22 protein-coding genes are annotated in these 23346 nt (G+C 37.7%); 8 read left to right on the top strand and 14 right to left on the bottom strand.

Features of this window, described 5'->3' with window-relative positions; translation table 11 throughout:
• Window positions 1-60: 60 nt before the first annotated feature.
• The gene (locus DI076_RS16450) at window positions 61-336 is read right to left on the bottom strand and encodes a HepT-like ribonuclease domain-containing protein (RefSeq protein WP_108960804.1); all 276 of its coding nucleotides are present in this window, start codon (window positions 334-336) and stop codon (window positions 61-63) included.
• A gap of 84 nt (window positions 337-420) precedes the next feature.
• Between DI076_RS16450 and DI076_RS16445 the strand changes: the two genes are divergently transcribed.
• A complete protein-coding gene (locus DI076_RS16445) occupies window positions 421-699 on the top strand; it encodes a FitA-like ribbon-helix-helix domain-containing protein (RefSeq protein ID WP_108961029.1) in 279 nt (92 codons plus the stop codon).
• Window positions 683-1081: a type II toxin-antitoxin system VapC family toxin gene (locus tag DI076_RS16440; RefSeq protein ID WP_108960803.1), complete on the top strand. Its 399-nt coding sequence runs from the start codon at window positions 683-685 to the stop codon at window positions 1079-1081. The genes DI076_RS16445 and DI076_RS16440 overlap by 17 nt, the downstream gene beginning before the upstream one ends.
• A gap of 169 nt (window positions 1082-1250) precedes the next feature.
• On the opposite strand, the gene DI076_RS16435 is transcribed toward DI076_RS16440, so the two are convergent.
• From DI076_RS16435 to DI076_RS16420, 4 genes are all read right to left on the bottom strand, one after another.
• Entirely contained in the window at window positions 1251-1928 is a 678-nt protein-coding gene (locus DI076_RS16435; RefSeq protein ID WP_108960802.1) for an NADase-type glycan-binding domain-containing protein, read from the bottom strand.
• A gap of 105 nt (window positions 1929-2033) precedes the next feature.
• Window positions 2034-2741, bottom strand: coding sequence for a YqjF family protein (locus DI076_RS16430; protein ID WP_108960801.1), 708 nt, complete (start codon window positions 2739-2741; stop codon window positions 2034-2036).
• A gap of 109 nt (window positions 2742-2850) precedes the next feature.
• The gene (lpdA, locus tag DI076_RS16425) at window positions 2851-4278 is read right to left on the bottom strand and encodes a dihydrolipoyl dehydrogenase (protein WP_108960800.1); all 1428 of its coding nucleotides are present in this window, start codon (window positions 4276-4278) and stop codon (window positions 2851-2853) included.
• A 43-nt stretch (window positions 4279-4321) separates the two neighbouring features.
• The gene (locus DI076_RS16420) at window positions 4322-5062 is read right to left on the bottom strand and encodes a class I SAM-dependent DNA methyltransferase (RefSeq protein ID WP_108960799.1); all 741 of its coding nucleotides are present in this window, start codon (window positions 5060-5062) and stop codon (window positions 4322-4324) included.
• Between the two features lie 77 nt (window positions 5063-5139).
• Here DI076_RS16420 and DI076_RS16415 point away from each other — a divergent pair, with 77 nt between their 5' ends.
• Genes DI076_RS16415 through DI076_RS16400 form a run of 4 tightly spaced genes read left to right on the top strand, consistent with a single transcriptional unit; the run spans window position 5140 to window position 9379 of the window.
• On the top strand, window positions 5140-6285 hold the full coding sequence (locus DI076_RS16415) for a hypothetical protein (protein ID WP_108960798.1): 1146 nt from the start codon (window positions 5140-5142) through the stop codon (window positions 6283-6285).
• Window positions 6286-6801: a chemotaxis protein CheX gene (locus DI076_RS16410; protein WP_108960797.1), complete on the top strand. Its 516-nt coding sequence runs from the start codon at window positions 6286-6288 to the stop codon at window positions 6799-6801.
• Window positions 6802-6807: 6 nt separating this feature from the next.
• Complete coding sequence (locus DI076_RS16405; protein WP_108960796.1) at window positions 6808-7845, top strand: alpha/beta hydrolase; 1038 nt, start codon at window positions 6808-6810, stop codon at window positions 7843-7845.
• Window positions 7846-7897: 52 nt separating this feature from the next.
• Entirely contained in the window at window positions 7898-9379 is a 1482-nt protein-coding gene (locus DI076_RS16400) for a FapA family protein (RefSeq protein WP_108960795.1), read from the top strand.
• A gap of 34 nt (window positions 9380-9413) precedes the next feature.
• Here the strand turns inward: DI076_RS16400 and msrA are convergent, their stop codons facing one another.
• Window positions 9414-9926, bottom strand: a complete 513-nt coding sequence (gene msrA, locus DI076_RS16395; RefSeq protein ID WP_108960794.1) for a peptide-methionine (S)-S-oxide reductase MsrA — start codon at window positions 9924-9926, stop codon at window positions 9414-9416.
• The gene (mtnA, locus tag DI076_RS16390; protein ID WP_108960793.1) at window positions 9923-10996 is read right to left on the bottom strand and encodes an S-methyl-5-thioribose-1-phosphate isomerase; all 1074 of its coding nucleotides are present in this window, start codon (window positions 10994-10996) and stop codon (window positions 9923-9925) included. Before mtnA ends, msrA begins: the two co-directional genes overlap by 4 nt.
• 122 nt (window positions 10997-11118) lie before the next feature.
• On the opposite strand from mtnA, the gene DI076_RS16385 reads away from it, so the two are divergent.
• Window positions 11119-11385: a sigma-54 down-regulated protein gene (locus DI076_RS16385; RefSeq protein WP_100717631.1), complete on the top strand. Its 267-nt coding sequence runs from the start codon at window positions 11119-11121 to the stop codon at window positions 11383-11385.
• Between the two features lie 6 nt (window positions 11386-11391).
• Here the strand turns inward: DI076_RS16385 and DI076_RS16380 are convergent, their stop codons facing one another.
• Genes DI076_RS16380 through DI076_RS16365 form a run of 4 tightly spaced genes read right to left on the bottom strand, consistent with a single transcriptional unit; the run spans window position 11392 to window position 15623 of the window.
• The gene (locus tag DI076_RS16380) at window positions 11392-12132 is read right to left on the bottom strand and encodes a hypothetical protein (RefSeq protein WP_108960792.1); all 741 of its coding nucleotides are present in this window, start codon (window positions 12130-12132) and stop codon (window positions 11392-11394) included.
• The gene (locus tag DI076_RS16375; protein WP_108960791.1) at window positions 12129-13946 is read right to left on the bottom strand and encodes a CHAT domain-containing protein; all 1818 of its coding nucleotides are present in this window, start codon (window positions 13944-13946) and stop codon (window positions 12129-12131) included. Before DI076_RS16375 ends, DI076_RS16380 begins: the two co-directional genes overlap by 4 nt.
• A gap of 12 nt (window positions 13947-13958) precedes the next feature.
• On the bottom strand, window positions 13959-14669 hold the full coding sequence (locus tag DI076_RS16370; RefSeq protein ID WP_108960790.1) for a hypothetical protein: 711 nt from the start codon (window positions 14667-14669) through the stop codon (window positions 13959-13961).
• Between the two features lie 36 nt (window positions 14670-14705).
• Window positions 14706-15623, bottom strand: a complete 918-nt coding sequence (locus DI076_RS16365; RefSeq protein WP_108960789.1) for a sigma-70 family RNA polymerase sigma factor — start codon at window positions 15621-15623, stop codon at window positions 14706-14708.
• Between the two features lie 45 nt (window positions 15624-15668).
• On the opposite strand from DI076_RS16365, the gene DI076_RS16360 reads away from it, so the two are divergent.
• Complete coding sequence (locus DI076_RS16360) at window positions 15669-16583, top strand: M23 family metallopeptidase (protein ID WP_108960788.1); 915 nt, start codon at window positions 15669-15671, stop codon at window positions 16581-16583.
• 40 nt (window positions 16584-16623) lie between these two features.
• On the opposite strand, the gene DI076_RS16355 is transcribed toward DI076_RS16360, so the two are convergent.
• From DI076_RS16355 to dnaE, 3 genes are all read right to left on the bottom strand, one after another.
• The gene (locus DI076_RS16355) at window positions 16624-18513 is read right to left on the bottom strand and encodes an AMP-dependent synthetase/ligase (protein ID WP_108960787.1); all 1890 of its coding nucleotides are present in this window, start codon (window positions 18511-18513) and stop codon (window positions 16624-16626) included.
• Between the two features lie 71 nt (window positions 18514-18584).
• Window positions 18585-19691: a helix-turn-helix domain-containing protein gene (locus DI076_RS16350; protein ID WP_108960786.1), complete on the bottom strand. Its 1107-nt coding sequence runs from the start codon at window positions 19689-19691 to the stop codon at window positions 18585-18587.
• Between the two features lie 5 nt (window positions 19692-19696).
• A complete protein-coding gene (gene dnaE, locus DI076_RS16345; RefSeq protein ID WP_108961028.1) occupies window positions 19697-23194 on the bottom strand; it encodes a DNA polymerase III subunit alpha in 3498 nt (1165 codons plus the stop codon).
• Window positions 23195-23346 lie beyond the last annotated feature (152 nt).

Below are 23346 nucleotides of genomic sequence, written 5' to 3'. Positions count from 1 at the left end.
ATTCCCAACACAAAATCAGGAGTCAGGTGTTGGTCACTTGGCTCCTGTTAGGTTTGAAAACTAAACCTGATTTTGAATCAACTTGATACGTTCTCGAAACGGTTTTAAATGGACTTGGACTGTATTCCAAATGATTTCATCATCAATTTCAAAATAACCATGAGCGATACAATCTCGTAATCCAACAATTTGTCTCCATTCAATTTCTGGATTTTCGATTTTAATCGAATCAGGAATTTTTTTGACTACTTCACCTATGATTTCCAAATTCCTTTCTACAGCCCTCTTTCGAAGCACATCATTTTGGTATTGATTTAAGTCGGTGATATGAATCATGTTTTTAAAATGAAAATACTAAAAAAGCATGAATAATGCTTGCAAATTCATGAGTTAGTCCAAACTCATAATAGGTTCAAGAAAATGGCAAATTTACAAGTTAGAGATATAGACAACAGGCTCTATGATTCATTGAAAAGAAGGGCGGAATTAGAACATCGATCAGTTAGCCAAGAAGTTGTCAAAATCATTGAAAATCATTTGAAGAGAGATGACTTTGAAAGCGAGTTAAGAACGATTGAGTTTCTGAAACTGACTAATTCATGGCATGATGATAAAACCGCTAAAGAACTAATTACTGAAATTAAATCATCAAGATCAAAAAAGAATCGGACAAGGATAACAGATGAGCTATTTGATTGATACTGATATTATCATCTATAGTCTTAAGGGTAATCAAAGCGTTCAAAAAAACCTTCTCGAAAGAAAAAATCTTTCTAAAGCCATTTCAGTAATTACTTACGGCGAACTTATATTTGGTGCAAAGAAATCCAAAAGTAGAGAGAAAAATTTGGCTACAGTCTATAGAATTGGTGAACTATTTCCTGTTATTGAAATAACAAAAGGAATAGTGGAAACCTTTGGTGAGGTCAAAGCCACCCTTCAGAAAAAAGGCAATATTGTGGATGATTTTGATCTATTAATCGGATCCACTGCTCTCTTTTTAAATTACACTTTAGTAACTAACAATGAAAAACATTTCTCCATGATTCCTGGTTTAAGTATAGAAAATTGGACTAAGTAAATTAGATTCATTCACAAGAAGACATGAAAGTATCCGTAACTTGCATCTGTCATCACGTCTGCTTCCAACGATTTGGGATGGGATGTCGAACATTGGGACAGAAGAAGGGTTAGGAGAGATAAAGAAATGGATAGGTATTTTTTCACTTGGTTTTGTTTACTTGGACATTTTATTTTTTCTCATACTTTTCAATACCAGCAAAAAGACCTGCCTCCGTAATACACGTATCTTTATACTTCGTTCCTGGATAGATTTCGAGAATAGTCATTTTTGCTAAAATTCCCATTTGATAACCTTCTTGATTTTTTTGTTTAGGCTTAATCTTAAATTTAATTTTTTGTAATTCTTTTGAATCAATAAGTGAAAACTCATGAATGCTATTTAGGATTGGCTCACCGTGTAAGTTAATATCCCCTTTTAATGTAAAGTCACCAGTGGCAAAACTGTATGGAATTTCCGTAAACTCTATTAGGATTCTCTTCACTCTATTATTTGCAAAAAATAAATCTTCTGTTTTGGAAAAACCATTAAACAATGCAAATGAAATGGGAAAATCATTTATAGCCAGATTATCATAAGTTCCATAAGAAAAGTCGTTTGGAAAGGATAGATAAATAGATTCTCCGATCCCTTGGTTTTTTGACACACACCAAGCAGTATCATAATTACGATCATTGATTTTTTCACCAGAGTATTCTTTTTTAGATTTTCCTTTCTCTAACAAAAAAGAACTGGCAATAGGAATATTTTCTATATTCACTTTTTCATACAATTGATCAAATTTACGATCTCTTGCAAAAAGAATAAAGAGGGGGAATATCATAAGGGTGAGGATTTTAACTTTCATAGTTTAATTTCCTTTTTGGAATGCATATGGAAATATTACTGCGAATGGTACAAAATCTGTCATTCGCGATTCATGATGTAATTTACGAATACTCTTCCCATTTCCTTACAACCAAGCTAACACCTGCACTCCTGGTGAATAATGGCATACGTTTGGATTCCCAAAATTGACTAACCCATCATATGCCGCATAACGGATATTCAGTTTCGTAAATTCTAATTGGAACAATTCCCAAGGTTTGTGGTGTACGTCCATGGCTGTTTCGTCTGGGTTTTTCCCCCTGTACAAAGAATACCGTTCCGTAAGCCAAAGTTCTTTGGGAGTGGGAGAGCTTATTTTATCTTTTTTTAAAAATTCAATACCAATCTCACAACGTTTTCCACGTACGATGTAAGAATTGTTTGTCCGAATGATTGGAGAATGTTTGTAAGGTAGTCCTGATGACATCCTTGCCAAGAATGTTGGTAGGATTTTTTCTGCTTCGATACTTAGAAAATACACACCAGGTTTGTCATCACGTGTCACATAGGTACGAAGGTTCACTTCATGAAAGGTAGAAAGGAATTGGATGGGGAAAGTAAACTTTGGATGTACTTGATCCATGGTAAAGGCAACTACTGATACCCAATGTTCTCCATCAAACTGATCCAATTCCAAATGCCGAGGAACAAGCTCACGCAAACGATTTCCATCCACTTGGTAATGCAAAAAAATTGTTTCGTTCCATTCTTGGTACCAAAACCAGGAATGCTTAGGAATGGGCCATGGCCTGTGGCCAACTGTACGTAAGATAGACTCGATAGGTTCTTTCATAAGGGAAAGAATCTAAGAATTGCTAACTGTTATGTGAAAATACAAATGAGTAACGAAGTATTGAATAGAACTGACAAACCAATCGATTCCCATCCCCGTATCCATTCCCTTATATATTAATTGCCTCACCAAGCACTGCCGCAGCACCTTCCATAATCCCTTCAGCTAAGGTAGGATGGGCATGGATGGTATTGGCAAGTTCTCTCACGGTAATTTCCATATTGGCACCTAGTGTCAGTTCTGCGATGAGTTCCGTTGCTCCTGGTCCAATGATATGTGCCCCTAAAATTTCACCATGTTTGGCATCGGAGACAATTTTCACCATCCCCGTTGTGTCACCTTGGGCTTGGGCACGTCCACTCGCTGTAAACGGAAATTTACCAACCTTAATTTCGTGGCCCATCGCTTTTGCTTTGTCTTCGCTAAGACCCACACTCGCCACTTCTGGATGGCAATACGTACAACCAGGGATGTAGGCATAATTCAATCGTTGGATTTGGATGTGGTGAGGATTTCCCATACGAATGGAGATATCTTCTGCAGCACGAATCCCTTCCGCACTTGCTACATGGGCAAGGGATGGAGTGGGAATACAATCACCGATTGCATAAATATGATCCACTGTGGTTCTATAGTTTCCAACATATTCCACAAACCCATTTTTTAATTTCACTCCAATGGCATCAAGGCCAATGTTAGATGTGTTCGGTGAGATCCCTACTCCCACAATCACCTTATCAAAGTTTAATTTCTCTTTTTTAGCGGAATTTCTATCAAGTAACGTGAGTTCAACGCCTTTTTCAGAAACAGTTGCTGTCTCCACACCATAACTCAAATACTGTTCAATCCCTCGTTTTTTAAAACTACGTTCAAGTACCCCAGAGATTTCTTTGTCCTCATTGGGTAGTAGGTGGTCTTGGTATTCGATGATGGTGACTTTGGATCCCATACTCGCATAAAAATCAGCAAATTCAACACCAATGGCACCAGCACCGATGATGGCTAAATTGGGAATGACTTTTGGTTCTACCATGGCTTCTTTTGCAGATAACACTCGTTTGCTGTCAAAAGGTAAAAAAGGTAGGGCTTTGTTTTTGGCACCTACTGCCAATATAAAATAATCTGCGGTAAGGGATGAGGTTTCGCCTGTGGTTGATTTCACAGTGATGGTTTTAGCATTTGCAAAACTAGCTTCCCCATTCACCACAGTGACCTTGTTTTTTTTCATGAGAAACTCAACACCTTTTGCCATTTGGTCTGCCACTGACCTTGAGCGTTTGATGATGGCCTCAAAATCGGCTTTGATATTGTCTGCAGAGATGCCAAATTTAGATGCTTCTCTTAAATGTTCTAAAACATGTGCACTTTCTAACAATGCTTTGGTGGGAATACAACCCCAATTCAAACAAACTCCACCGAGTTTGTCGCGTTCGACAACACATGTTTGTAAACCGAGTTGGGCAGCACGGATGGCAGCGACATAACCACCTGGCCCTCCTCCAATCACGATCACTTGGAAATGGTTTGAATTGGACATACGTTCTCCCGATAGAATGAGATACCGTACTAAAAAAAGAAAGTCAAGACCTCTTTTTGGCGACGATGAGCATCCTTGCGCCTGTTTTGATGTACTTTTCTCCGTCGTAATTGCTATACACGTTTAAGATATCAAATTTGTTTTCGTCTAAGAAATTCCTGACTTGTGGGAAATGAAACACTCGCATGGTATGTTTGTCTTTTAAATCCTTTTGGTTTAAATTATAAACATAATTCACTTCTACGATGGCAATGTCATCTGCTCTTGTTAACCGAAATCCGCGGTTCCTTCGTATGGATGTGGTCCCTTGTCTTACATTACTCACAGTCGTAATGGGTTTTCGTTTGATGCGGTGGATGGGATCTGCATTCCAAATTTCCAAAACAAGTAACCCAGCTTGTTTTAAGTTTTTATAACAATTACGTAAGAAATTTTGTACCAAATCATCATTTACTAAATAATTGAACGTTCCATACAAACAAATCACTCCATCAACTGGTTGTTTGGCGATGTAGTTTTCCATTTTTCCAAGTTCAAAACTACAATGTGGAAATCTTGCTTTTGCAATCTCGAGCATCCGGGGAGATCCGTCGACTCCATGTGGTTTGAAGCCCATCCCTTGTAATTCTTTGATGTGTTCCCCTGTCCCACACCCAATGTCGAGGACAGTATAAATTTTATGTCGCTTGAATGTTTCTCTTAAGAAAAGGATTTCTTCCGAAAATTTTCGGCCAGGTTCTTCGATGGTAAAATAGTATTCTGCTAATTCGGAATAGAGTTTCATTTGCCCCTAGCGGAAAAGGAAAATCAGTTTAGCGAATCCCCATTTTACCCGTTATATTGAGTAACGGCTAAGGTACCATGAAACGATATACAATTCCTATTATTTTTTTTGCCATTGGTGTGACCCTGCAATCCCTCTTTTATTTTTCCTGGGTGAGTTTCACTCTTCTCACAGTTTCATGCCTTCTCCTCACTCTCTTTTTGTACAGTTTGGATTTACAGTCCCTATCCAATTCTCCTGAAACAAGTACACCAGGCAAAGATGACTTATCCAATACAACGGAAGAAACCCATACTTCGGAAGGAGTTTTTGATGCACAAGTTTCACAGACACCTGAAGCCTACAATGAAGTAACAGAAGGACCAAAACCAAAAGAAATCTTATGGAAAGTGGACCCTATTTTTTTTGCGAGAGAATCCGTTCGATTGGAAGAACGAAATCTTTTTTGTGATACGGTAAAGGAATTTCCTTTTTCCTTCACAAGTCCTAAACTCTCCTCCATTCAATATGTATACTTTGATGGAAAAGAATTTAAGGAATGTTACTGGCAAAAGTCAGAAATGTTAGTCGAAACAGACGACAATCCTGTGGAATGGAATGAATGGGAAGAAAACCAAATTAGAGAATCCCTCCCTGTGATTTCCAAAAACAAACGTAAGTTATATGTTCCATTAACCATCAATGCGAATTTATTTGGATTTTTATGTTTTACTTCAAAAGATGTTTGGTCAAACGAAGACATCCAAGTGTTTTGGGAAGAAACAACCAATTTGTCAGAAAAAATACTGGCAAAACGTGAATATTCAAAAGTCACCAAACACCCGTTCACAAAACTATATACTGTTTCCCATTTTTACCAAATGGCAAAAGCTTCCTTTGAGGCTTCCGAAAAAAAGACCTTGGTCTTATTTAAGTTCATTGATACCAACTTCCAATCGGAACTTGCCATCGGACTCAATCATATGGGAATCAAACAATCTGTACTCGGTCTTGGACTTTTCCAATTGGAAGAAGACTTATATGCAGCTCTCATTCCCAACGAACGCCTAGAATCTTTTTCTTCTTTTTTCCAACAATTCATTGAGGAATTAGACCAATTGGGTTATCCTTCCGAAGTGGCACTAGGTTATTCCAATCCACTCATTCCTGACTTACGGTTTGATGGTTGGATCAAAAAAGCATATGGTTCTTTAGAAGAGAGTATCCTCTACCACGCCGCTTAAATGGATCCACTCATCGATGAAAAATTCATATTAACGGTTTCGCAAGTATTACCGGACCATTTTCACAAAACCTTACTTGTGTTTGCTGAAAGGGAAGCATATGGTCCTTCCAAAAACGAAGGACTTTGTTTTGAAAATTGTACACTTGTCGAATTTGTGGGAGACATCAATGGAAAACTCTATTTAGCACTCGATGGTTATACAAAACTCAAACTTTTACCAAAAATAGCGAAAGCCTTTCAAATTGATCCAACTTCGAGAGCCCACTCTGCATCCATCATGATGGAATTCGCCAATCAAATTGCAGGTAAATTGATTACAGAAATGCGACTTGGTCGTTACGAAATTGATATCTTACCACCAGAAAATTTAAACCACAAACTGGTTCCCATATCACTGGAACACTTTCGCCAATACATTCTCATCTTTAACTTAAAAGACCGACGTGGGGATGAATACATGGGAAGGTTGTATTTGATTTTATTGTTGGAAAAATTCCCTACTCCCCAAAACTAAAGTCGAATGAAACCCTATGTTTTGGCTCTCCCTCTAATTTTGAGTTATGCCGGACTAAAACAAAAAAAATCTCTCGAACGAAAAGAATTCACTTTATCCGAAACGGGTCGTCGTAGTTTTCTTTTTTATCCCAAGAACACTGATCCTACTTCCTTACCAGGTGTGTACATCCAACATGGAATGAGTGCTATGGGCATTGATGACCAAAGGATCATCGACTTAGCAGAAAACATTGCAAGTACCGGTCATAGTGTCATTTTACCAGAACTTCCAGAAGTCAAAGGATTAAAAATCGAAGAAACAACCATCTCCAATATTCAAAATTTGATGTTAGAGATTTATTCAAACAAACAATTGTTTAACGGTAATGACTTAGGGTATTTATCAGCTAGTTTTTCTGCGGGTATGGGAATCATTGCCGCTTCCAGATCCAACACTCGAGACAAAATCAAATCAAGTATGCTTATTGGTGGGTATTGTAATTTTTTTGAAGCAGTCCCTTTTGTTTTCTCTCATTACGAAGTAGACCCGTACGCTGTGTATGTTATTTTATATAATATGCTCCACCGTTTCGAACGAGAACTCGCAGAAGAACTTGAATCCGTGTATTATGAAGCTGCCCTGGACAATGGACTCAAACGAACGGGGCAAAATGCCAAAACCGAATTGTATCTAAACAAATCTTCAAAACTTGCAAAAGAATTTTTTGACCAAGTCCACAACGATCGCACCTTCCGAATCAGTTTGGCCCAACAGGTTTTAGACACAGTACCCGAAAAAATGCCAGAAAACCTTTCCCCCTTTTACCAATTGGAAATGTTAAGTGGCCCAGTTTCCCTTCTGCATGGAAAAACCGACCCCGTCATCTCGGCCAAAGAATCGGAAAAACTGGCTCTCCTTCTGAAAGGAAAAGGAATTCCTTATGTCCACAGGACTTCCACTGCCCTCACCCATGGTGACAGTCTCCCACTCCATTCCCAAATTTTTGGGGTTCCTGCTCTCTTACAAACTTTTGGAAGTTTTCTGCACTGGTTAGACCAATAGCACTACAGAAATTGTCGATTCTCCTAAAAAACCTGCCGATACTATAGTCAGAATGGACGTAAAAAATGCACCGGACTTCAATCCGGAACGAGGACTCAAGATCCAAATCTCCGAGGATCGTTTGACAGCCACTCTCTTAGTCAAACCAGTTTGGCTGTTAGGTGGTTCTATGAGCAATATACTCATTTTTGAAGCGTTAGACAACGCCTCCATTCATAGAGACCGCATTTTAATGAAAGATGTGGACCTAGCTGCCCTCGAAATTGATAAAATTTTAAAAGATCCAACAAAGGTAAAAGAGGATTTTACGTTTGTTGTTGGAAAAGGGATCCCCGCCAAACAAGGGGAAAGTGGTTGGATTAAGTTTTATTTTCCAAGAGCCCAACGAGTTGTTTTAAAGGAAGATGGATCTGCTGATTTTCGTAATATCAATAAATATGTTCACGTAAAAGAAGGGGAAAAACTAGCTACCCTATTTGAAGGGGTGGCAGGAGAACAAGGAACAGACGTACTTGGAAATCCAATTTACCCGAATCCAATCGACAGACCAAGGCTCACCTTAGGTAAAAATATTTTGCCTAAAACCATTGATGACCCTGAAAAACCAGGTAGGCAACTCAAAGAATACTTTGCCACGTTAAGTGGTGTGGTATTTTCCACAGACACATCACTTACTGTATCACCTGAGTTAAATATTGAAAGTAATATTGGTTTAGGAACAGGGAATATCAATTTTGAAGGTACCATCCGTGTCAAAGGAACTATCGAAGAAGGTGCGATTGTCAACTGCCAAGGTTCCCTCTATTTAGATGGAAACGTTGAATCATCTGATGTGGTTGTGGGTGAAGATTTAGAAGTCAAAGGTGGAGTGAAAGCAAAAGGTAAAGGAGTGATCCGCATCAAAGGTGATCTTCGAGCCAAGTTTGTCGAAAATGCAAACCTTGAAATTGATGGGGATTGTATCATCGAAAACTTTATTTTAGGCAGTAGAATCCTTTGTTTGGGGAATATCATCCTAACGGGGGAATCTTCTTCTATCATTGGCAGTGATTTAATTTCCTACCAAGGAATTACCGTTTCCTCACTTGGTTCCTCTGCACAAATGGACACAGTTGTGGAAGTTGGATTCCATTATAAAAATGACCGACTTCTTACAGAAGGTAGTTCACGCCTTTCCGATATGGAAAAGGAACTGGAAGCACTTGTACCTGAAATCCAAAAGATCAAAGAAGTGGTACAACGTTCTCGCGGAAAAATTGATGAAGCAAGAAAAGAAAAGTTCAAAGAAATCTTTGATGCGTATCAGAAAAAAAACAAAACTGTTGAATTACTCAAATCAAAAATTGAAGAACTAAAAGGTGCTCGTTACAACCAAGATAATGTAAAAGTGGTCGTACGAAACACGGCTCACCCTGGAGCTGTCATCAAATACAGAAGGCAAGTGGAAAAAATCACCAAAGCACAATCAGCTTTTGTGATGAATTTTTTTCCAAACCAAGACAAAGCAATGCTCACCGCCTTTAAAGGCAAATGATAAGTCGGCTAACTCAAATTAGCCGCAATTTTAATCAATTTAACTTCAGACCCAATTTTTTCAATTTTGGAAAAATCACATAATGGCAATACGGGTTTTGTGGGTTTAAGGTAAAATAATTTTGGTGGTAGTCTTCTGCTTTGTAAAAACTGGGAGCAGGCGAAATTTCAGTGACTATGGGATCAGGGAACATATAAGCATGTTTTCTTTTTGATTCCACTGCGAGTTCCTTTTGTTTTTCATTCAAATAGAAAATCACGGATCTGTATTGTGTTCCTACGTCGTTCCCTTGCCGATTGAGTGTGGTTGGGTCATGTGATGCCCAAAAAATCTCCAATATTTTGGAGTAGGATATGACTTCTGGATTATATTCAATTTGGATCACTTCGGCATGGCCAGTGGTCCCTGTGCAAATTTCCTTATAACTTGGGTTTGGTGTTTGACCACCCGCATAACCAGATTCTACGGAAATTACACCCTGGATGCGTAAGTACACTGCTTCCGTACACCAAAAACACCCACCACCTAAAATCGCTTTTTCCGTCATACATTCTTTAGACGAATGGGAATCTCTCCAGGTACAAAACATCCTAATTCTGTAATAAAGTTTTTGATAAATTTGGCCTTTGTGATGTCAAAAGAAGGGTTGAGAGCTCTTGCACCAACGGGTGAGGTTTTCCCTTCCGGAAATAAATACTTTCCATCATGTGTTTTCAAAAAATCAAACTGGGTCACTTCTGATTCTTTTCGCATTTCAATGGGGATTTCCTCTCCCGTTTTTAAATTGAGATCAAAACTGTCCTTTGTAGCACAAACATAAAACGGAACATTATGTTCGTGGGCAACAATCGCTAAATTGTATGTCCCAATTTTATTCGCAGTGTCCCCATTGGCCGCAACACGGTCACAACCAACAAGGACCGCATCAATTTTCCTGTGGTTCATGAGCCATCCAGACATTCCATCTGTGATGATATAACATTCGATCCCCTCTTCCATCATCTCAAAAGCAGTAAGCCTTGAACCTTGTAAAAATGGCCTAGTTTCATCTGCATAAACAACTACCTTTTTTCCCATGTCACGTAGGCTTCGGATCACCCCAAGTGCTGTTCCATGACCAGCCGTGGCAAGCGCACCTGTATTACAATGTGTGATGATATGAAACTCTTCCTGGTTTTTGGGAAATAAATTTGCCCCGTTTTTTCCTAAGGTTTGGTTGGCATTTAGATCATCCACCATCATCTCTAGTGCAAACGATTCCCAAACAGTTTGTACGGATTCCCAAAGAGTTTCCCCTTCCACTCGTTTTTTTGCTTCTTGTAAAGCAAAACTTAGATTCACTGCAGTTGGTCTAGACTCAAACACTTGTTTTATGAGAGATTCAATTTCTTGTGAATTTACTTTTCCTGATTTTTTTTTGGCACCAAGTGTAAGTCCAAAAATACCAGTGATGGCAATGGCTGGTGCTCCCCTAACAGCCATATCACGAATTGCTATAATTGTCTCTTCAACTGACTTAATTTCTAAAAATTCTTTTTTTCCTGGCAAGGCCCTTTGGTCAAGTAAGGAGAGGTAAGTGGATTTCCACTGGATGGGTAAAAATTCCGGTTGGGGCATCTTTCCATTTTTTTTGTGCGATGCAGGAAAAAAATGAAAAAACGGGTTGACGGATCGCTGTGCAGCGCACAAAAAGGAATGGTGCATTGCACAACTGAGAACCGAAAAAAGGAGAAATGAAAATGGAACAACAAGTAAAAGACGGATTAAACTTTATCTTAGGCGCAGTAAACACTGCAAAAGTAGAAGCAGAAAAGGCTTTCTCTAGCATTAATGCAGAATTTCAAAACTTAGCAGCGAAAGGTGCTCAAGACCAAAGCGAAATTTCTGTAAACCTTAGAAAATACGTTCAAGAAGGTCTTTCTCAAGTAGAAACAATCGTTGGAAAAGCTAACACTGTTGTAGCGGAAGCTAAAGCAAAAGTAGCAACTGTTACTTCAAAAGCATAATCCAAATCACTTATCAAAAAACCCGGATACTTCACCTCTATTCGGGTTTTTCTTTTCCCACTCTTCCTTCCAACGAATCCAATCCATTCCAAGTTCCGACTCAAGATACAAACAAACAGACTCCAAGGTCAAAAAAGCATCATAATTGATTTCAAAGGATGTGAAATTGTTTTGAATGGATGTAACCAATCGTAACTGAAACAATTCTACAAGTTCCAATCGAAAGGTTTGAAACATTTCTTCTACGTTCTTATTGGAATGGGCAAAAAATTTCTCAACTGCATAAGTAAAGATATGATCTGCGGATAAAAAAGAATATTCAATCGAATCTTTTGCAATTTCGACAAACAAAACTTCCCACAATTCTGCGAGTGCATTTTCCTTTGTTTTACAGTCATAAGCTTGGCAAATGGATGTTCCATAAAATGAAAAATTTTGGCTTTTGGGATCTCCTGTAAATTTAGGATGGATCATACAACCTATTCTTTGTTTGGTGTTGTCTACATAACCCAAGAATGGACAATTGTATGTCATTTCATCTTTTTTGGGAAAATTTGATTCTTTGGTTTCTCTATCTTTTCGATAGATGGGAAGTGTATGTCTGATTTCAAAATTGACTGTGTTATGAAATTCAGTTGTTCGTTCTAAGAGTAAATTTTTGAATTCTTTGGTTGTAAGTTTTAAATTAAAAAGTCCACAACAGGCACCGCAGGAAACATTCCCTCGTTCTGGATGGCATAAACTCAATTCTGTTTTGCTCCGATTACAAATGGAATGAGACCATTGAACACAAGTTCCAATTCACCAGTTTCCTTTTTTTCTTTGAAATAAGTTTGAAATGGGATAACCATTTTTCTTCCTTCATGTAACAACACTAAGTTACCTTTGTGGTGTGACAATTGTTCTAAAAGTTTTTCACGTGACCCGTGGGAAGTCGGGTATAAATAGGATGGTTTGATCCCTTTAAAATAAAAATGTGGGTTATTGTTCTCCGAAACCAGTAAAATACTGATTCGTTCCAGTTCCGCAAATTCCAATAACATATTTTCTAAAAAAAACTGAAGAATGATTTGGTAAGATTCCAATTCTTCCGCATTGATATCACTCTCTTCCCAAACTTCCAACCAACCTAAGATTTTAAAAATGGTTTCCTTTTGTTCGTGTAAAACGGGAAGAGCAGAATCAAATATACTCGTAATCTTTAATTTTTGAAAATCCCATACACAACTGTAAACAAGTTCCCACCATTTACGAAGTGTAACAGCATCATCCAAATTATTTGGGATGGATTTGTTCATTGCATGAGAAGCATGATCACTAAAAACAATCATCCCTACCACTTGGCTTATCGATTCAAACAATCGAATCAAATTGAGGAGATTTGTTTTATCAACCGTTTTGTTTTTATTGAAATGATTACACTTGGAATAAGAAGCAGCAATTGGAGTTGGATAAAACTCTAATACTGCAGTTGGATTTAAAATTTTTGCCGAATGAAAATTCCTTCGTTCATTCACAAACATTGCAAAATCAGGATTCCCATATAAGGAATAATTAGCCCAAGTTAAATCATTCGCATGGTAATTACGTCTTGCAAATTCTTTCGATAAGAATAAGGACTCTCCAACAGATTTATCTGAAAAAAGATATGTATAAAATCTTACAGTAAAATCAATTGTCCTTTCATTGTCTAAAATTTCCCAATTTGTTCCTACAAAAGTTTTGATCCCTGCAGTTAAAAATGCACCTGCATATTGGTTTAAAATATTTGTATTTAATTTTTTACCTGCAGATTTTGCCGACATACAAGAGTTAGAGAAAACTAAATCCGTATCAATACCTGTTGATTTAATTTCACGAGCCTTAAGGACTTTCCCATCCGACAATAACCAACCATTTTCAAGGGAATCATCTGAAAAATGTAAGTGCCCTGAATAATGAATGATGTGTTTGTCTTTGATAAGAGAGAGTAACTTGAGTTTGGTTACCTGTTTTCCTCCTATGAATTCTAATTCGAGTAGATGGTTTGGTACTTTTTGACTGAGAACTGAAAACAAAACCTCACCTTCTTTCTGAGCATGTGGCAAATCTTCTGTTGGATCTGCAATGATGAGCATTTTGATTTTACGATTTTCTTTATGTGTGGAACGATGTAGGCCACCCCGAATCGTTTTTCCAATTCGAAATTTATCAGAAAGAAAACTAGTTCCATCATGCAATAATTCCCAAGGAACAAGAGCAAGTGTTGGATCGATATTAAAGTGGATGCTCTGTTTGTTTGTGTTTTTTAGTTTTTCGATGATAGAGGTTGGGAAAAACTGTTGGAAAAAAGTTTCCCCGAGAACTTTCAAATCTTGTAAAATATCGACATTTAAAATTTGGTTGGGTTTGGATAATACGGATTGGGAAACATGGACAAGTCGTTCCACTTCACCCAAATACTCTAAAATCAAATCATCGTCTAACGTAGATTGGATGTGAGATTCTTCTACAGGAAGATTATCTTCTAAAACATTGAAGATATTGACATTTCCAACACGATCTATGATGAGGGAGAGCATTCTCCCATGAAGCTATCCAAGGAGAATGGACAAGTCAAACGATTTTGAAAGATTAGGTCCCACAAACTCAATGGTGTAACTACCAGGGGTTAACCCCGAAAAACTGGCACTGCCATCCAGATTGATTTTGTTGGATAAAATGAACCTTCCATCCCTGCGAAGGTTCACTTGTTGGAAACCAGAACTTCCTTCTGCTTTGACGGAAAGGTAAACTTCTGTCTCATTTTCTTTCACGATCTGGTAATAGAACTTTTGGTTTTCTTTTGTGGTTTCTTCAAATATAACGGAATTTGTACTTTCTGAACGTACATCAGCGGATGCTGAACGCATCATTGGTGCCAGTTCCATTGACTCTCGGATTTGGAACGACTCAACGAGACTGTCGATCACTCGAATCCCTGATTGTGTTAGGCGGACAAGCAAATTGTCTTTTGATTCAGGACTAGACAAATGTTTTCGTGTGTATTCTTTTAAGTATTCTGGGAAAGGAAGTTGCGCACGGTGAACAGTGTTTTCAGCTTTATGTAGGAGAAAGGTCTCAGCAAACGCATCTTCCTTCCATACCTCTTTTCTCAATTCTGCAAAAAAGGATTCCTCACAAAACCAGTATGCATCCCAAAGGTCTGGGTGATCTTGCAACTCAGCCTCACTAGGAAATGCACCCTTTAGGAATAATTCCCTAGCAATTTCCAATGATTCTGCGTTAAAGTCCTGATTTTCCATGTGGCCCCTCCACGGTATATTGTATGACGAAGGAAATTACGACTCTCCCGCTACAGAATGCATTTTTTTTTGTATTTTTTCGAGTACACGGAGCAGGGTGACACTCACTCCACCTTCGGAAATCCCTAAGATTCGGGCAATTTCCCGGTAAGGGGTTCGAACGAGGAAGTGGCCTTTTTGCTTTTTTTCGATTAGTTTTTTTCTCTGTTCGTACTTCTTCGCAAGGGCATGATCCAATCGTTCTTTATAATATTGTGCTTCAACCGAATCTCCCTGTGCCTTTTGTTTTTTCTGCTCTTTTAAATCTAGAATATTCAAATACAAGGAAGTGATTTTGTCTTCCATCTTGAGGTTTTCCTCCTCTCGGTTGGATAACTCTTCTCGTAGCGACAATATTTCAGAACGAATTTCTTCCTCAGGTCGGTTCGTTTTTTCCGCGATGTACAAAATTTCTTCAGGGTCTAGGTGAAGGTAGTACACAAAAGACAATTTGAATACGATTCGATTTTCCATTTTAATTGTGGAAAGTACGGATTGGAATTGGTCGGAGACATCAAGGGCGTGGGCAAGGGCATCTGCACGTTTATCGGGTTCGTCTTCGATTGTGCTGTATTCCTTTCCTTCCTTATTGACCTTAGAAACTGTCTGGGTTTTCACCTCACGTTTGGTGCGTTGCCAATCGATGAGCAAGTTTCGCAGTACGGAAAAAAACCAAGTCTTAAAACTCGATTTCCCGACAAAACTTTTGAACCGTTTTCCAGATTTGAGTCGCTCAAAAGCGTAAATGTAATAGTCGGAAGCATCATCTTCCGTTAGATGGAAAACTCGAATGGGAAAATTATAGATATCTTGGGAGTAATGATCAAAAAACTTTTGTAGGGATTTTTCGTTGCCAGTCCCACATTCTTTGACAAGTTCCAAAATTTCTTCGGTGGAATAAGAAGTCTGTTCCATAAACTACTTTCCTAAAAAGGAACCCACTCCAAGACTTCTAATAACATGAAACGTATTGTTGTGATTTTGACTCTTCTGGCAAGTTTTATTTTCGCTGAGGGACAGAAGTCCGAAGGGAAACTTAATTTTGTTTGGCCCATCCAAGGATTGGAACTCTCCTCTCTAATCACGAGTACGTTTGGTGAATCGAGAAAAGACCACTTTCACAATGGTTTAGACATTTCCTCAGTCTTACAACCAGTTCGTTCCATGGGAGACGGATTCATTTTGTACTCTCGTTATGCGGAAGATAATCCTTTTGAGGATGAAAGAGGTTCAGGAAATATTGTTTGGATTGCACATAAAAATGGTTATGTGAGCGGTTATTACCACTTAGGTGGAACAAGGAACGAACTCGTCAAAAATCACAAACCAGTGAAAGCGGGTGATACAATTGGAATCTCTGGCAACACAGGTCACTCAACTGGTGGACACTTACACTTTGTTCTAGGAAAAGACTACGGAAAAACTTTACTCGACCCTCTCTCCTATTTACCGCCCGTCGAAGACAATATGCCTCCTCAAATCGCCAATTTGTTCATCCATGTGGGAGAAAATTATACCAATCTAAATGATGGAGACAATATCAATGTTTCCAAAGCTTTTCCTCTAACGGTAAGTATCATTGATGGTGGGATCAAAAATAGCCAAAGGAGAGGAATCAAAGAAGTGAAATATTTATTCAATGGTGAAACTTACAAAGTGGCAAATTTCGAATCCCTTCAGTTTGATGGTACCAAATGGAAAACAAAAGATGGCCATAGTTTTGATGATTTATTTTTTAAGGATCGTTATTTGGTTGGAGTTTTGAATCTCAAAGCTGGCGAAAATACAATCAAAGTGCAAACAAAAGATTTTTCTGGTCATGAAGGAGAAAGAAACTTCAGTATCAACATTACAAGGATCAGTGGAGGGAATTAACCCTCCACCAAAGTCCAATTCAAACATCCACGGAAACCAATCACTCGTAAAGAGCTTGGATTTGGTTTTTATATTTTTCTGTGATCACATGGCGTTTGAGTGATAACTTCGCAGTAAGTTCATCACCTACTTCAAATGGTTTTGGGATCACAATCACACCAACCACTCGTTCAAACGATTTAAATCCAGTTTGGACATTGATCTTTGATTTGATCTCTGATTCCATTTTTTGGATTACATCTTTATCTTTCCAAAATTCTTTTCCTGGTGTTGTTTCAAATCGATTTAGATTTGGATAAACAAGTGCACTCAAAAATTTTTGGTCTTGCCCAACAACCATACATTGGTCAATCCATTCAGACTCTAAAATTTTGGATTCAATGGGTACTGGCTCCACATTTTCTCCACCGAGTAATACAATCGTTTCTTTGGAACGACCTACAATGCGTAAGTTATGGTTTGATGTAAATATACCTAAGTCACCAGTATTCAACCAACCTGCTACGAGCACCTTGTTTGTCGCTTCTGGATTTTTATAGTAACCTGCCATAACTTGTTTTCCTTTAACGTGAATTTCCCCTTTTCTTCCATAAACAAATTTTCCAATCTCAGTATCTAGGAAAACTTCACCCGTATTTAAGTCGACAAGTCGTAAGTCTGTATGGGGAAATATTTTTCCAACTGAACCTGGAATGATTTCCTCAAAGGTTCGCATGGCAAGGACTGGTGCGGTTTCTGTCATTCCATAACCTTCCAAAACAGGAATGCCAATCATATTAAAGAATTCATCTACATGAAATGGTAGTGCTCCACCTCCCGATACGGAACCTCTTAGTTCACCTCCTGTTGCGATTCGAATTTTGGATAAAACTAAAAAGTCAAAAATAAAATATGGAAAACACACGACAAAAAATCGAATCAAATGGTAAACAAAGCGTATGATTTGTTTCCATATCACCATTGGATGGATATCGAGTACATTCCCTGTAATGACTTGTCTTGAATGAAAAAAACGTTTCGCAAAATACATCGAAACTTGAAACATCTTTTGTTTGACTAATGAAGATTTATTTAAGGTACCTAAGATTCCACCATAAATGCTTTCCCATAACCTTGGTGCAGAAGCCATAAAGTTGGGTTTTACAAATTTTAAATCTTCTTTGAGCGTACGAACACTACTATAATAAGTACAAGCTCCATACGATAAACTAAAGATTTCAAAAATCCTTTCAAAAATATGCCAAATGGGTAATATCGAAAGTGTTTTATCACCTTTTTTCAAACTCAACGGTAAGTTCTTAAGTTGAAATAAGATATTTCCATGAGTTAACATCACTCCCTTTGGAGTTCCCGTTGTTCCTGATGTATAAATCATTGTAAACAAATCAGACTCTTTGATCGTATTCTCTAAAAAAATTTGATCAGAAGGGTCTTCCTTTCTTTTTTGAATTCCTTTTTCCACTAACTCTTGCAAGGTTATGATTTTAATTTTCCTGGATTTGAATTCTTTATTTTGTTTTGGTGGATAAAACAAAATGATTTCTTTTAGAAATTCTAAATCTTTTTCCAACCTGATCACTTTCTCAAAAACTGTTTCATTTTCTACGAAGAGTATTTTGGATTCAGAGTGATTGAGAATGTACAATATATCTTGGTCGGTAACATCCGAAGCACGTGGTACGTCGATTGCACCAAGGAGAGTTGTTGCAATACTTGTTTGGATCCATTCATATGAATTGTCAGCAAAAATAGCGACTTTGTCTCTTTCGGATAAAGTTTCACTCAGTCCAAATGCCAAATGTTTTGCCTCATTTAACAATTCCATATAGGTTTTGAATTGGTAAACACCTGGCCCCAATCTGGTTCCAAAAGCTTTTTTATGCCCAAATCGTTTTGGGAGATCTAAATAAAAATCGATCATGGTTCGCATCAATATTCCTCTTTTGGATACAAGAGTAATCGATGGAAAAAGATTCGTCGTCCTCTAGAATTCTTTGAGACTTATGGTTCGGAAAGTTTTGATTGTTTTCGGAAATCTGTTGGAGTGACTCCCACTTTTTCTAAGAAAACACGATTGAAAGTGGATTTGGAATTAAAACCGACTGCATCGGCAATGGACAAAATGGTTCGTTCTTTTGGTTCCAATAAATAACGTTTTGCTTCTTCAATCCGGTATTGATTGATATAATTGTAAAAACCAAATCCATATCGTTTGTGAAAGTATTCAGACAATTGTCCTGACTTAACTCCAACTAAATCCGCCAACTTAGCTAAACTTAAGTCCTCATCACAGAATACTTTTTCTAACATCAATTCGAATAGTTTTTGATCGATTACTTCAAGTGGAACAGAAACCAACTTCGATTTCTCATATTTATTTTTTTGTATAGTATCGCGAACATCAGAAACAAAGGGTTCCCATAATTCACGAGTGAAAAAATAAAAATACATAAGGATGGGCAATAGGTATGCACTCAATTTCCGAAAAAATGGAATTTGAAAACTAAAACCAATACTTCCTACAAGTAAATCAATCCATATCAAAAGTATAAACACTAAGGAATAAATTGCACGTTTCGTAAAAAATACCGACAACCGAACATTGGGAATCCATTCACGGATTAAAAAAATTCCAACAGAAATTAAGATGGAGAGTTTGATTCCTAAATTAAGGCCTGTCAGTATACTTCCATACTCAGTACTTGTAATTGTGTCTAAGATATTTATTTTTTCTACATCTGATTTTAGGTAATATGGAACGAGGAATATAATAGAAAACAAGGAAGGAAAAAAAGAAAACCAATGTAGATTGATTTTTTTCTCTAAAAACAAATTTTCCAAATAGTGATACAAAAACGAAGCAGATAAAAATACAAATGGAATATGGATAAACACTATAGAAGGAAGTTGGTAATAAAATCCTGTAAACATAAAGGCTCCAGTTAACAACCATAAACCTGTAGAAAACAAGATAAAGGACCAAAGCAGATCCGATTTTTTTCGATTTTTGACTATGTTAGACAATGCCCAAATGAGGCAAAAGATGGCACCAGATCCCATCCATAAAAACTCTAATAATAAAACGAGGGAAATTGATTCTGTTTCCACAGAATTTACCCGTAAACTCTCACTTCTTCCCCAACGGTATACCGCACCGCACCTTTTCCTAAAATATCCGTTAACATCTTCATAAGGTCCGTTGTGATTTCGATGGAAAAATGGTCATGAGCACGAATGACTTTTTTTTCATCGCCGTTCCCAATCAAATGAAAAAATACAGAAGAGGCACCTCTATGAACAGAAAGGATATCTTGGAGTTTTAAAATCACATCTCGATTTTTTTCTTCCTTCATATTGATGGTTAAATGAAGGGTTTTTTCCATTTTTTTCTCAATCGTTACGGAATTTAGCTCTTCAAGTTTGTTAACAATGATTTGACCCTTTAACTCTGATTCATCGGCATCAATTCGTTCCAATATTCCTTTGATAAATACTGTGTTGTCTTCAGAGAAAAGATGTTTGAATTCAGCATATGTTTTTGGAAAAGCCACACACTCAATTTCACCGGTTTGGTCTTCCAACATAAAGTTGACGAATTCTTCTTTTTTCTTTGTGAGTTTAACAACTTTTTTGGATAATACACCGGCAATTTCCACTTTGGATTTAGGTCGAACTTCCTCTAAATTTTCAATGGAAGTTGGGTTTAGACTTTTGAGTTGTTCTGTGAATTTGTCAAGTGGATGGCCAGACAAATACAAACCCGTTGTTTCTTTTTCTCGACGGAGAAGTTCGTCTCCATTCCACTCAATACCATCTTTTGGTAAATTTAAGTTTTCTTCCGTTCCACCATTCGCTCCACCAAACAATGAAAATTGACCTTCTTTTTCCTCAGCTTGTTTTTTGTTAGCATAGTTTAGAATGATATCTGTAGATTCAAAAATTGTTTTTCTCGTATAACCAAAAGAATCAAACGCTCCACCTTGTGCGAGTGACTCTAACACTTTTTTATTCGCGAGACGAGTATCTAATTTTTTTGTAAAATCACTGAGTTGTTTGTAACCACCAAGTTCATTTCGATTTTTGATGATATTCTCTGCGGCAAGTTCTCCCACCCCTTTGATGGAAGACAATCCAAATCGTACTGTTTTGTCGTCTGTGATCTCAAATGAAATTCCCGACTCTCTTACATCTGGACCTAGGATTCTGATCCCCATATCTTTTGCATTATTGATGTATTTCACAACATCAGTGATCTTTGAATGATCTCCCGATAATAAGGCAGTGAGGTATTCAATGGAATAATTTGCTTTCAGGTATGCTGTTTGGTAAGTCACAAATGCATAGGCAACCGAGTGGGATTTGTTAAAACCATACTCACCAAATTTTTCTAATTGTTCGAATAGTTCGGTTGCCAATTTTTCATTGATCTTTTTTTCAATTGCACCTTTTACAAATTTTTCCTTTAAGGCAGGTAGTTTGGATTTATCTTTTTTGGCCATCGCCTTACGAAGAACATCCGAGTCTCCCACAGAGAATCCACCCATGATCCTTGAGATACCCATTACTTGTTCTTGGTAAACAACAACACCATAAGTTTCGCCGAGTACTTCTGCCAAACTTTCATGCGGGAAAATTACTTTTTTCTTTCCATTTTTACGATCTAAATAGTCATCCAACATCCCTGAACCCATCGGACCAGGTCTGTATAACGCAAGCAAGGCGGCAATTTCTTCAAATTTTTGCACCTGTGCTTTTGCAAAAAGGTCACGTATCCCTGAGGAAGAATCCAACTGGAAAATACCTAACACATTCGCTTTTCTTAATAAACTAAAAGTAGCTGGGTCATCTAGTGGAATGTTATCCAAATCAAGTTTGATCCCATGCCGTTTTTGAATCAATTGTGTAGCATGATGAATGGTAGTTAAGTTTTTTAAACCTAAAATATCCATTTTGATGAGTCCCACTTGTTCCGACATGTTTTTGTCGTACTGTGTGACAATCGAACGCCCATCACGTCCAGGTTCACTAACAGTTGATAATGGTACAATTTCTTCCAATGCAGTTGGTGCAATTACTACACCAGCTGCGTGTCTTCCCACTTGACGATAGTTACCTTCTAATTTTTGAGCAATGGAAAATACTTTTTTATTTAGATCAGATTTTTCTGCGACATCACGTAAGTCTTTTGAAGTTTCAACTGCTTCCTGAATGGTAATTCCTAATTTTTTAGGAAATAACTTACTCATCTCATTCACTTCTGAAAAAGGTACATTAAAAACTCGAGCTACGTCTTTAATTGCCGCTTTTGCTGCGAGGGATCCAAAAGTTATGATTTGACCAACTCGATTTTCACCATACTTATGTTTGATGTAGTTGATCACTTCTTCGCGACGTTCTACACAAAAGTCAGTATCAATATCTGGCATATCCTTACGATCTGGGTTTAAAAATCGTTCAAATAACAAATTGTATCGAATTGGATCTACATTTGTGATTCCCAGTGCATAAGCAATGATGGAACCCGCCGCCGAACCACGACCAGGTCCTACTGGGATTCCTGTTCGCCTTGCAAAATTGATATAATCTTGAACAATGAGAAAGTATCCTGCAAAATGCATGTTACGAATGGTTTGCATTTCATATTCAGTTCTTTCTTTGACAATGGGTGTGATTTCTTTGTATTTTTCCTGAATCCCTTCCCAAACCAATTTTTCTAAATAACTGTCTGTATCATACCCTTGTGGTACTTCGAAAGGAGGGAGTAATGGATTTCCAAATTGGAAATTTAAAGAACATTTATCACGAATGGCAAGTGTATTATAGTAAGCATCTAAATGATTGGGAAAAAGTGCCTTCATCTCCGCAGGAGATTTTACATAAAAATTTTCGTTAAACCCAAAGCGCATTTCATCATCGATGTTTTTGCGCATACCAATGCGTAATAGAATGTCTTGTGCTTCCCGATCATCTTTGGTTAAGAAGTGAGAATCATTGGTGAGCACAAGTGGGATACCAGTTCGTTTGGAAAAACCAATGACTGCTTCAGCCACAATCTTTTGTTCTGGAATTCCGTGGTCTTGGATTTCCATATAAAAATCTTCTTTACGAAAGATCTCATGCAATCGACCAGCTAACGCATAAGCTTTGTCTTCTTTGCCTTCCAGGATTTTTCGGTTCACTTCTCCAGCAAGGCATGCTGTCAAACAAACAAGTCCTTCACTATGTCGTTCTAATAAATCATAATCAATGCGTGGTTTTCGATAAAATCCTTCTGTAAACGAACGGCTAGCAAGTTTGATGATGTTATGGTAACCAATTTCATTTTTGCATAATAAGATGATGTGATAGGCTCCACCATCAGCAATTTCATCTAACTCGGTTTCTGCACTTCTTGAGGGAGTCACATAAAATTCACATCCGATGATGGGTTTGACTTCGTGTTTAACTGCCTCTTTGTAAAATTCGATGGCACCATACATGTTGCCGTGGTCAGTGATGGCGACAGAACTCATACCCAGTTCTTTCACTCGTTTCATCAAATCACTGATTCGAATGGCACCATCCAACATGGAATAGGTAGTGTGCAGATGCAGGTGGGCAAAATCTTCCATGGCTTGGTGACATAGTAAAGCCGATGCCCCCGTACGTAAAGCGCCCCAAGGGAAGGATTTTCGATTTTTTTTGGCCCAAATTGCCAATTCCTAAACCTGCCAAATCCATCCAAGCCCAAAAACGATGGAAGGTGTCAGGGCATTACACAAAC

This window comes from Leptospira ellinghausenii, from assembly GCF_003114815.1.
Lineage (GTDB): Bacteria > Spirochaetota > Leptospiria > Leptospirales > Leptospiraceae > Leptospira_A > Leptospira_A ellinghausenii.
The sequence above is the reverse complement of the archived record's forward strand: the minus strand, read 5'-3'. Positions and strand labels throughout refer to the sequence as shown.

Excerpts from the sequence above, each read along its gene's own strand:
- DI076_RS16375 (WP_108960791.1), bottom strand. The coding sequence starts at position 13,946 with ATGCTCTCCCTCATCATAGATCGTGTTGGAAATGTCAATATCTTCAAT.
- DI076_RS16405 (WP_108960796.1), top strand. The coding sequence starts at position 6,808 with ATGAAACCCTATGTTTTGGCTCTCCCTCTAATTTTGAGTTATGCCGGA.
- DI076_RS16445 (WP_108961029.1), top strand. The coding sequence starts at position 421 with ATGGCAAATTTACAAGTTAGAGATATAGACAACAGGCTCTATGATTCA.
- lpdA (WP_108960800.1), bottom strand. The coding sequence starts at position 4,278 with ATGTCCAATTCAAACCATTTCCAAGTGATCGTGATTGGAGGAGGGCCA.
- DI076_RS16430 (WP_108960801.1), bottom strand. The coding sequence starts at position 2,741 with ATGAAAGAACCTATCGAGTCTATCTTACGTACAGTTGGCCACAGGCCA.
- DI076_RS16420 (WP_108960799.1), bottom strand. The coding sequence starts at position 5,062 with ATGAAACTCTATTCCGAATTAGCAGAATACTATTTTACCATCGAAGAA.
- DI076_RS16365 (WP_108960789.1), bottom strand. The coding sequence starts at position 15,623 with ATGGAACAGACTTCTTATTCCACCGAAGAAATTTTGGAACTTGTCAAA.
- mtnA (WP_108960793.1), bottom strand. The coding sequence starts at position 10,996 with ATGCCCCAACCGGAATTTTTACCCATCCAGTGGAAATCCACTTACCTC.
- dnaE (WP_108961028.1), bottom strand. The coding sequence starts at position 23,194 with ATGGAAGATTTTGCCCACCTGCATCTGCACACTACCTATTCCATGTTG.
- DI076_RS16435 (WP_108960802.1), bottom strand. The coding sequence starts at position 1,928 with ATGAAAGTTAAAATCCTCACCCTTATGATATTCCCCCTCTTTATTCTT.
- DI076_RS16440 (WP_108960803.1), top strand. The coding sequence starts at position 683 with ATGAGCTATTTGATTGATACTGATATTATCATCTATAGTCTTAAGGGT.
- DI076_RS16385 (WP_100717631.1), top strand. The coding sequence starts at position 11,119 with ATGGAACAACAAGTAAAAGACGGATTAAACTTTATCTTAGGCGCAGTA.
- DI076_RS16360 (WP_108960788.1), top strand. The coding sequence starts at position 15,669 with ATGAAACGTATTGTTGTGATTTTGACTCTTCTGGCAAGTTTTATTTTC.
- DI076_RS16415 (WP_108960798.1), top strand. The coding sequence starts at position 5,140 with ATGAAACGATATACAATTCCTATTATTTTTTTTGCCATTGGTGTGACC.
- DI076_RS16450 (WP_108960804.1), bottom strand. The coding sequence starts at position 336 with ATGATTCATATCACCGACTTAAATCAATACCAAAATGATGTGCTTCGA.
- DI076_RS16370 (WP_108960790.1), bottom strand. The coding sequence starts at position 14,669 with ATGGAAAATCAGGACTTTAACGCAGAATCATTGGAAATTGCTAGGGAA.
- DI076_RS16355 (WP_108960787.1), bottom strand. The coding sequence starts at position 18,513 with ATGCGAACCATGATCGATTTTTATTTAGATCTCCCAAAACGATTTGGG.
- msrA (WP_108960794.1), bottom strand. The coding sequence starts at position 9,926 with ATGACGGAAAAAGCGATTTTAGGTGGTGGGTGTTTTTGGTGTACGGAA.
- DI076_RS16410 (WP_108960797.1), top strand. The coding sequence starts at position 6,286 with ATGGATCCACTCATCGATGAAAAATTCATATTAACGGTTTCGCAAGTA.
- DI076_RS16400 (WP_108960795.1), top strand. The coding sequence starts at position 7,898 with ATGGACGTAAAAAATGCACCGGACTTCAATCCGGAACGAGGACTCAAG.